Below are 9143 nucleotides of genomic sequence, written 5' to 3' on the forward strand. Positions count from 1 at the left end.
TTGGCAAAGGGGGCGCAGGCCCCCTTTGTTGTAGAGCCCGCGCTCATGCAGGGCCGGAGGTGCTCGCGGTGGCGACTGACCTGCGCATCGCCATCCAGGCGCGCGCACTCTCGAGCAGCGACAGCAATGCGGGCACGAAGAAAAGCACCAGCAGGGCCGAGAAACCCAGGCCGAATGCGATCGAGGTCGCCATCGGGATGAGGAATTGCGCTTGCAGGGACCGTTCGAACAGCAGCGGCGTGAGGCCTCCGATCGTGGTCAGCGAGGTCAGCAGCACTGCCCTTAGCCGGCCGCAGGATGCACCCACGAGCGCATCGTGCAGGCTTGCGCCCTTGTGTTGCAACTCCTTGAACAGCGACACGAGGATGATCGAGTTGTTCACCACGATGCCGGCGAGGCCGAACAGTCCGAACATGGACAGGATCGTCAGGTCGATGCCCAGCACCCAATGGCCGAAAATGGCGCCGGCCAGCCCGAGCGGAATCGCCGACATCACCACCAGGGGCCAGGTCCAGGACGAGAAGGACCACACCAGGACCAGGTAGATCAGGCCGAGGCCCAGAACCAGTCCGTCGCGCATGTCGGCCATGGTCTCGCGCTGGTCGGCGGAGCGCCCCTCGAAGCTGAAATCGAAATCGTAGCGTTCGGCAAGCGCAGGCAGTGTGTTGCGTTCGAGTTCGGCTTGCACGGTGTTCGCGTTGCTTACGCTCGGATCGACGGCAGCTGAAACTTCCACCGCGAGCCGCCCTTCTGCATGGCGCAAGGCTTCGAAACCCCGCCGAGCCTCCCAGCTCGCGACCGTTGCCAAGGGAACGAATCGCCCATCCGGGAGGCGGACGGTGATGCGCTCGAAGACGTCCAGGCGATAGCGCTCGGAACGCGGCAGCATCACGCGCACCTCGAGTTCGTCGCGCCCGACCTGCACCAGTTGTGCGAGCGCACCGTCGAATGCCGCGCGCAACTGCTGGCCCAGGCTCTCGGTGGTCAGGCCGAGTGCCTCGCCGGCTGGTGTCAGCCGGTAGATGAGCTGTTCGCGGCCATAGGGCATGTCGTCCTCCGTCTCGCTCACGCCGGGGATGCTGCCCAGGGTTTCCGCAAGCTCCAGTGCCGCCGCCTTCAGGGCGTCGGCATTGTCACCGGTGAGCCGGATGTTGATGTCGCGCCCCGGCGGGCCTGACTGCCGCGCAGTGAAGGTCAGCAGTTCGAGCCCCGCCACCGGCGGCAGCTTCTCGCGCCACTTTGCCAGGAAGTGCTCGTTGCGCACCTCGCGCGCGTCCGGCGGGGTCAGCTCGACCATGATGCCGGCGAGCTGATCGCCACGCGCACTGCTGCCGGAGCCGCTGCTGATGGTGCCCCCCAGTCGCGCCACCGCGGTTTGGATGAGCCCTCCGCCAAGTTCCGCCTCGGCTGCATACAGAGCCTGCTCAAGTTGGGCGAGGAAGGCTTCGGTGTGCGCGCGCGGCGTGCCCGCGACGAACGTCGCGTTGGCGAAGACGACCTGACCCTCTGGCGTGGGAAAGAACACGAAGCCGATGCGCCCCCCGACGATGAGCCCCACCGCGAGCACCATTGCCGCCAAGCTGATCGCCACCGTCGCACTTCGCCAGTGCAGCGCGCGCTCGACCAGGCGCCTGAAGGGGCCGTCGCGAAAATGTGTGAACCCCGCATCGAGCCGATTGCGTAGCGCGGAATGCTTGAGTGCCGCGTTGCCGGCAAGCGCTACGCGCAGGTGCGAGGGCAGGATCAGGAAGCTCTCGAGCAGGGAGGCGGTGATCACTGCGACCATCACGAACGGGATGTCGCCAAGGATGTTGCCGATGATCCCGCCGACCATCATCAGCGGTAGGAAGGCCGCGACCGTGGTGAGCGAGGCTGCGACCACTGGCCAGAGCATGCGCCGGGCTCCGCCGAGTGCGGCCTGGGCGGGGCCTTCGCCCATGTGGCGGTGGGTGTCCGCATCCTCGCTGACCACGATGGCATCGTCGACGATGATGCCCAGCGCCATGATCAGCGCGAACAGGCTCATCATGTTGATCGTGCCGCCCAGCATGAACATCATCGCCAGCGTAGCGAGAAAGGCGGTGGGCACCCCCACCATGACCCAGAACGCGACTCTCGCAGGCAGGAAGAAGTACAGTACGGCGACCACCAGCAGCAGTCCGGAGACGCCGTTGGCGACGAGCAGTTCGATACGGTCGCTGATCAGCTGCCATTGCGCGTCGAATACCTCCAGCCGGATCGAAGGTGGAAGGGCGGGGCGGGTCGTTTCGAGCCAGGTGTCGAGCACCCGGGCGGCCTTCAGGGAATGGCCCGTCTCGCTGCGTTGCAACTGAAGTTCGACCACGGTGTCGCCGCGCTCGAACAGGGCGAGTTCGTTGCTGCGCGGCTCGCGCTGGATGCGGGCGATTTCACCGAGGCGGACGAGCCCGTGCTCATCGCTGGTGACGGGCAGAGAGCCGAAGGCCTCGGCGGTGCGCCGTTGTTCCAGGCCGCGAATTTCGCGCGCGCCGTCGGCCTGCCCTGCAATGCCTGCGGGGACATCGCGTGCAAGCTGGTTGATCCGGTCGCCCACCTGGACGAGCGACAGGCCGAGCGTTTCCAGCGCCGCGGACGGAATCTCGATGGCGATGCGCTCCTCAGGCAGGCCCGTGATCGTCACGCGATCGATGCCCGCCGCAAGCAACTCGCTCTCGAAGCGCCGCACCCACGGCCTGAGCTCCTCCACACTGCTGCCGCGCACGAGCAGCCGTGCAATCGGCTCATAGCGGGAGACCCGGCTGACTTCGGGGGTTTCCGCGTCGCGAGGGAGGTTGCGGAACTCATCGACGCGCTGACGGACCTGGTCGAGCGCGGTCAGCGCTTCGGTGTCCTCCTCCAGTTCCAGGGTGATGCTCGATACCCCCTGCGCCGACGTGGAGCTCATGCGTTTCAGGCCGTCCACGGTCTTGAGCCGCTCTTCGAGCGGTGCCGTGATCCCGGCCTCCACGTCTTCCGCCGCGGCACCGCTCCACACCACCCGCACGGAGATCACGTCCAGTTCGAAGGTGGGGAAGAACTGCACGTTCATGCGCGTGACGCCGAGAACGCCGAGCACGAAGGCAAGCAGCATCAGCACGTTGGCGGCAACCTTGTGTCCCGCCAGGCGTTCGAGCAGGCTCACATGCTTCATTGTGTCGCCCCGTCGCCGACCACCTCGACTGCCAGGCCGTCGATCGCATGCGGGAGGTGGGTGCCGAGAATGCGCTGGCCGTTGGCCAGAAGCACTCCCTCGTCGCGCGGGCGAACGAGCAGGGTGAGCACGTCGCCCTCTCGTCGCTCACCGGCGCGGATCACGGGCAAGGCACGCAGTCTGCCGCCGTCGATCAGATAGAGGCGATCGCCTCCGTGCAGGGCTGAAGGCGGTACCGCAAGCACCTGCGTGGCGACGGGGCGCTCGAGTACGGCGTTCACGAAGGCCCCGATCGGGACGCGGCTGGCGTCCTCCAGCCTGAGCAGGACTTCCACTCCGCGCGCATCGGCTTCGCCGCTGATGCGCTCCAGTCTTGCGAGGAGGGGGGTGGTACCGAACGCCGCGTGTGCTTGCAGCGCCTTGCCGCCCGCCAATGCCGCACGTAACTCCTCGGCGTAGATTGCTGGCACCCGGGCGCGCAGGTAAAGGGCGTCCGATGGATAGAGGCTGAGTATGGTCTGCCCTGTCTGCACCTGATCACCGGCCGCCACCTCCACCCGCCCGATCCGCGCAGGAAAGGGGGCAGTGATCGCCCCGCGTGCGGCATCGCGCTGCATCTCCAGCAGCTTCGCCTCCAGTTGGGCAAGCCGGGCAGGGTGTTCAGCAATGGCCTGCTCGCGCTGGGTAAGGGAAAGACGCACGCGGGCGAGCTCTTCCCAGGCTTGATCAAGCGCGCTCTCCGCCCCCAGGCGGGCATTCTTCAGGCGTTCGAAACGCTCTACCTTCGCCTGCGAAAGGCTGAGCAGGGTTCGCTCCTGCTGGATCGCCCGTTGATCGTGCTGGTGCCGGATGCGCTCGCGTTCGACCTCCGCAGCGGCTTGTGCAACGCGAGGTTCGAGGTCGCTTGGATCCATGCGGGCGAGCACCGTCCCTGCCTCGACCCGGTCGCCGTCGCGCACCCGCACCTCCAGCAGCCGCCCGCCGACCGGCGATGCAGCGCGCACGCGATCAGGTGCTTCGATGCGACCGTACAGAACCAAGGTCGGCGCAAGGTCAGTCGGCGTGAGCGCGTGCGCCTCGACACGCCACACCCGTTCGCGTGCCTCGACCGTGGGGGCCGCGGGCTTGGTTGCGCGCAGAAAGGCGAAACCCGCAATCGCCAGGAGGAGGATGAGCAGGGGGAGGGCGCGACGCATGGTGGGGGCCTTGGGTCTGTCGTTTTTTATTAGAGGGCGCTTATTTTAGGCCTTTGATGCGCCCAGCGCGAACAGCTTCGTTTCCGGGGCAGGATCGAGGTGGCGCGACGGCGTGAACGGTCCGGTTCTTGAGCGGCAGGGATTGCGCAGGGGGGCGGATTCCGTTGCCGCAGCGCGCAGGGACACGGCCAGGTCGGGCGTGCAGAGCCCGATGCGGATGAAGGCGGGCAGAAAAGGGCGCGGCTTGCGTCAGATGGACGAAGGGCCCGGTCCATGGACCGGGCCCTTCTGGTGTCTGGCGCGCCCGGAAGGATTCGAACCTCCTACCCCCTGGTTCGTAGCCAGGTACTCTATCCAGATGAGCTACGGGCGCGTAGCCGAAATCGTTTTAAGCCTGAAATCGGAAAGGCTTTTTCACAGTGCGTTGTGGCGCGCCCGGAAGGATTCGAACCTCCTACCCCCTGGTTCGTAGCCAGGTACTCTATCCAGATGAGCTACGGGCGCTTTGTACTGCGTCACTGCGAAGGAGCGGCATTATAACGACAAACGCCACGACTTCAAGTGTTTCGTGGCGAAGACGGTTGGAATGGATGAGTCAATAAACTTTCGCATAAAAAACAATCGTTTACTGATATACATCGATTCCGTGTATCACCATCTTGTTACACCAGAACCAACAGCGGTCGCCACTATGCCAGCTATGGCGCCCTGACGCAAGCGCTTCCTGGCTGCGGCTTCCTGGGCGCCGCTGGGTCGTATCGTACGCGCCCACGACGGAGGCCGAGCGACGTCCTTCACACGTATTGCCGGCGATTCATGCAGTATGCCTGGCAGCACGGAGGGGAGGATTCAATCCTCTTGGCGGGTGTCGCCCTGGCCGTCATCGTCGCCGACCACTGCATCGACGCCCGCAACTGCGATGTCGACTGTGGTCTCCACTGCACTTGCCGTAACGCTGACCGCGGTCGCAGCTACCGAAACGGCGGCCCCGGCAACGGTAACAACCGCGCATCCGTGCAGTCCGAAAGCAAGCAGCAGAGCGGAGATGAGCGGGCCCGCCCCGAGCCGGCGCGCGCAGGGTGGTGCCGAAGCGCAGTCGTCCTGATCAGATGGCAGCCGAGCGCTTCTGTGACCGTGGTGATGGAGTAGGGGAGAGCGCCTCATCCACCCGCTCCGGCAAGGTTTCCCTGCAGGCCGTCGCGGTGATGAATCTCGATCGTGGAGTGGACGATCTCCTCATGCACTGCCAGCCGCTCGCGTATCGCCTCGGGGGTGAGTCCGGCATCCTTTGTGACCACCGCGATCGCGCATGAGTATGCCTCCTTGCCAACGCGCCAGACATGAAGGTCGGTGATTCGCGTATCGCTCGCCTCCGGGCCGGATTCGACCACTTCGCGTATCTCGGCGACGACCGGGTGATCCATCTCGCGGTCGAGTAATACCCTGCCGGTCTCCACGAGCAGGCCCTTGGCCCAGATGGCGACCAGCACTGCACCGACGATGCCCATCACCGGATCCAGCCAGGACCATCCGTAGATCCACCCCCCGACGAGTGCCACGATAGCCAGCACGGAGGTGGCCGCATCGGCGATGACGTGAAGGTAGGCGGACTTCAGGTTGAGGTCGTGATTGTGGCGTTCGCTGCCGTGATGAGGATGATCGTGCCCGTGCGGGTGGCCGTGCCCGTGGTGGTGATCATGCCCGTGATGATGCGCCTTGCCCAGGATCAGCGCGCAGACGAGGTTGACCGCCAGGCCCAGGATGGCGACCGTGACCGCCTCCTTGTACTGGATGGGTTGCGGCGACACGATGCGTTCGATCGAACCGATGACCATCATCGCGGCCACGCCGAGCAGGAAGATGGCACTGGCAAAGCCGCCCAGGATCTCGATCTTCCAGGTCCCGAATGCGAAGCGGGGATCCTTCGCGTAGCGTCGCGCAGCCGCATAGGCCAGCGCGGATAACCCAATTGCGAAGGCGTGCGAACTCATGTGCCAGCCGTCCGCCAGCAGCGCCATCGAGTTGAACCACCAGCCGGCGGTGATCTCGATGACCATCGCCGCTGCGGTGATCCACATCACCACCCAGGTGCTGCGTTCGGCAAGCGCGTTTCCGGTATCGAAGACGTGTTCGTGCGTCCAGGCCGAGAGGTTGTCGGTATGCATGGGGGGTCACTTGAGATAGGTGCGCAGGACGCCGATCAGCTCGTCGGCGCCCTTGGTGCGCTCGGCGGCGTCGGTGATTGCCGGGTCTGCGATGTGGGTGCGAACGTGCTCCTCGAGTACCTCCGCCATCAGGCCATTGGTGGCGCCGCGCACGGCGGCGATCTGGTGCAGGATCTCGGCGCACTCCCTCTCGGCCTCGAGCGCGCGCTCGAGTGCTTCGACCTGGCCGCGTATCCGTCGGACACGGGCCAGCAGTTTGGTCTTGTCACGGATGGTGTGGCTCATGTAAGAACGCGATAGATAGTATAGGGGGGTAGGGTATTCAAATAACGAGGTTCTGTCCAGGGGCAGCGCTGGGCGGTGCAGAGCGGGGAGGTCAGTCCCAATCGGAGTTGCAGTGTGCAGATGCGCAGGACAAGGGCAATCACGTCAAGCGGACGATCAGCGAGTAGGTCATCCTGTCATTTGCGCCGCTGGGTTTGAGCCAGGAGCTTGAAGAATGTTGCTCGTGCAAACGCGCGGAATCCTGAGACTGTTTCAGGAGCCCGACGACACCGTCGAGACGCTCGCCGGGTTGGTTCGGCGGCTGGAAACAGTGCTGAACCAGACTTGACGTCCACCTGAAGTGGTCCGCAGCCATGTTTCATCGATCCTTGGCTGCATGTGCAGCGATGAAGGCATAGCAAAACGGCGGATCGTCGGCAAGGTCGAAGAAGCTCAAATTGCGTTTCTGCCGGGCAGTGAGATCAGCGTTGATTCGGTCATGGTCGAGCGTTAGCAACACCATGCCCCAGTCCGTGAAGGTACGTCGATGCATGGGGCCTTCCGCCACGATCCGAAAATCACGATGCCGAACATCGCTGCGGATGCGTTCGCTCAGCGCCAGTACGGTTTCCTTTGTGCCTTCAAGGAGTTGAATGAACTCCCCATTCTTGTATAAGAGGGAGCCGGAGATGCCATCCCGCCGATTCCTCTGCTGGAACTGGAGCATCAGCGCAGAAACGTCATCCTCGGACATGGGCTGGGTGCTACGGCTCACGTAGATCAGGAAATAGAGCCCCGTTTCGGCAGCGCCGCCAGGCTGGAGGATCTCGTGTTCGAACATTTCGACAAAGGTCTTCTCAGCCAGGGGGCGGTGGAAGAAGTAACCCTGGATCATTTCGCAGCCGTAGGTGCATAGCTCCCGCCTCTGGCCGGCGTTTTCCACGCCTTCTGCGACCAGTTTCAGGCCCAGGGAACGCCCGATTCCGATGACTGCGCGGATGATGGTCCGGCTCTCCTCGTTTTTCTCGATGCCGTCGACGAAAGCTCTGTCGATCTTCAGGACATTGACCGGCAAGCGGGTGAGCTGTGCAAGCGACGAGTAACCGGTTCCGAAGTCATCGACCGCCACGCGCAGACCAATATCCGCAAGACGACGGAGGATGCGCAGGTTCGCCTCGACGTCGGCCATCAGCGATGTTTCGGTGATCTCGAGCAGCAGGCGTTTCGGGTCGGCGCCGGTCTCAAGCAAGATCGCAGAAAATTCATCCACCAGGGTGGGCTCGTTCAACTGGCGAGCCGAGACATTGACGGAGACGTAGGGGGCCGCCTCGCCCCAGCGGTGCCGCCATTCTGCCTCGGCGCGACACGCTTCCCGGAAGACCCACAAACCGATCGGCACGATGGCACCGGTCATCTCCGCAATGGGGATGAAGGCCGCAGGCGAGATTGCACCGCTGTCCGGGTTCCAGCGCAGCAGCAACTCGGCGCCCGCAATGCGCCCTGTCTCGGCGTTGACGATGGGCTGAAACAGGGCAGAGAGCTCCTGTCTTTCGATGGCGGTGCGCAGACCATTGATGATGGTGAGGCGCTGTCGAGCCTGCTCCTGCAGCGTTTCGCTGAAAAACTGCCAGCCATCGCGGCCGCGCTCCTTGACCGTATACATCGCGGTGTCGGCGTAACGCAGCAAGTCGTCCGCAGAATGGTTGATGCCGTTGCCGATGGCAACGCCGATGCTCCCCGACACGAAAAGATCCGAGCCCCGAAAAGGTACGGGCTGACGCACGATGTCGTTCAATCGAGCGGCAAGCACGGACATGTTGATGGGTTGTTCGACCTTCTCGCAGAGGATGACGAACTCGTCACCTGCAAGGCGGGCAACGGTATCGCCGGGGCGCACCTGCTCAAGCAACCGGCTGGCGATCGCCTTCAACAGTTCATCGCCCGCTTCATGGCCGTGGGCGTCGTTGATCAACTTGAATCCGTCGAGGTCCAGGAACAACAGCGCGATGCTTTCACCGCTGTGTCGTGAGCGTTGCAGGGCGTTGCACAGGCGCTCGTGGATCAAGGCCCGGTTCGGCAGTCCGGTCAGGACATCATGGGTGGCGCGGCGGGTCAGTTCCTCCTCCGCCCGCTTGCGCTCGGTGATGTCGCGCATGGTGACGACCAGTAGCCCGACGTTGCCATCGTGAAACTTTGCAATCGAAGCTTCGAGCGGGAAAAAGCTGCCGTCCTTGCGGTAGCCAATGACTTCATTGTGAGCTGCCCCACGGATTTCGTCTTCCAACGTAGTCGTCGTACGATCGACGCAAAGACAGGAAGAACGACATGAAGCGCATCCCGAAACAGGAA

The 9143-nt window shown here is 64.0% G+C and carries 5 protein-coding genes and 2 tRNA genes; all 7 read right to left on the reverse strand.

Annotation, left to right across the window (positions count from 1 at the left end):
• Positions 1-43: 43 nt before the first annotated feature.
• Positions 44-3169 carry an efflux RND transporter permease subunit gene (locus ACPT9U_RS08760; RefSeq protein ID WP_435750622.1) on the reverse strand — a complete coding sequence of 1042 codons (3126 nt, stop codon included), beginning with the start codon at positions 3167-3169 and terminating at the stop codon, positions 44-46.
• Complete coding sequence (locus ACPT9U_RS08765; RefSeq protein WP_435750623.1) at positions 3166-4365, reverse strand: efflux RND transporter periplasmic adaptor subunit; 1200 nt, start codon at positions 4363-4365, stop codon at positions 3166-3168. Before ACPT9U_RS08765 ends, ACPT9U_RS08760 begins: the two co-directional genes overlap by 4 nt.
• A 296-nt stretch (positions 4366-4661) precedes the next feature.
• Positions 4662-4738, reverse strand: a tRNA-Arg gene (locus tag ACPT9U_RS08770).
• A 54-nt stretch (positions 4739-4792) separates the two neighbouring features.
• Positions 4793-4869: transfer RNA gene (locus tag ACPT9U_RS08775), tRNA-Arg, on the reverse strand.
• Positions 4870-5525: 656 nt separating this feature from the next.
• Positions 5526-6530: a CDF family Co(II)/Ni(II) efflux transporter DmeF gene (gene dmeF, locus ACPT9U_RS08780; RefSeq protein WP_435750625.1), complete on the reverse strand. Its 1005-nt coding sequence runs from the start codon at positions 6528-6530 to the stop codon at positions 5526-5528.
• Positions 6531-6536: 6 nt separating this feature from the next.
• Positions 6537-6815 (reverse strand): metal/formaldehyde-sensitive transcriptional repressor, encoded by a 279-nt coding sequence (locus tag ACPT9U_RS08785; RefSeq protein WP_418362798.1) that lies wholly within the window; start codon positions 6813-6815, stop codon positions 6537-6539.
• A gap of 358 nt (positions 6816-7173) precedes the next feature.
• Entirely contained in the window at positions 7174-9078 is a 1905-nt protein-coding gene (locus ACPT9U_RS08790; protein ID WP_435750626.1) for an EAL domain-containing protein, read from the reverse strand.
• Between the last annotated feature and the right edge of the window lie 65 nt (positions 9079-9143).

This window comes from Thauera sp. AutoDN2, assembly GCF_051280715.1.
Taxonomy (GTDB): Bacteria; Pseudomonadota; Gammaproteobacteria; order Burkholderiales; family Rhodocyclaceae; genus Thauera.

Bases quoted from the DNA above. Each gene is read 5' to 3' on its own strand.
- ACPT9U_RS08760 (WP_435750622.1), bottom strand. From the start codon at position 3,169: ATGAAGCATGTGAGCCTGCTCGAACGCCTGGCGGGACACAAGGTTGCC.
- ACPT9U_RS08765 (WP_435750623.1), bottom strand. From the start codon at position 4,365: ATGCGTCGCGCCCTCCCCCTGCTCATCCTCCTCCTGGCGATTGCGGGT.
- dmeF (WP_435750625.1), bottom strand. From the start codon at position 6,530: ATGCATACCGACAACCTCTCGGCCTGGACGCACGAACACGTCTTCGAT.
- ACPT9U_RS08785 (WP_418362798.1), bottom strand. From the start codon at position 6,815: ATGAGCCACACCATCCGTGACAAGACCAAACTGCTGGCCCGTGTCCGA.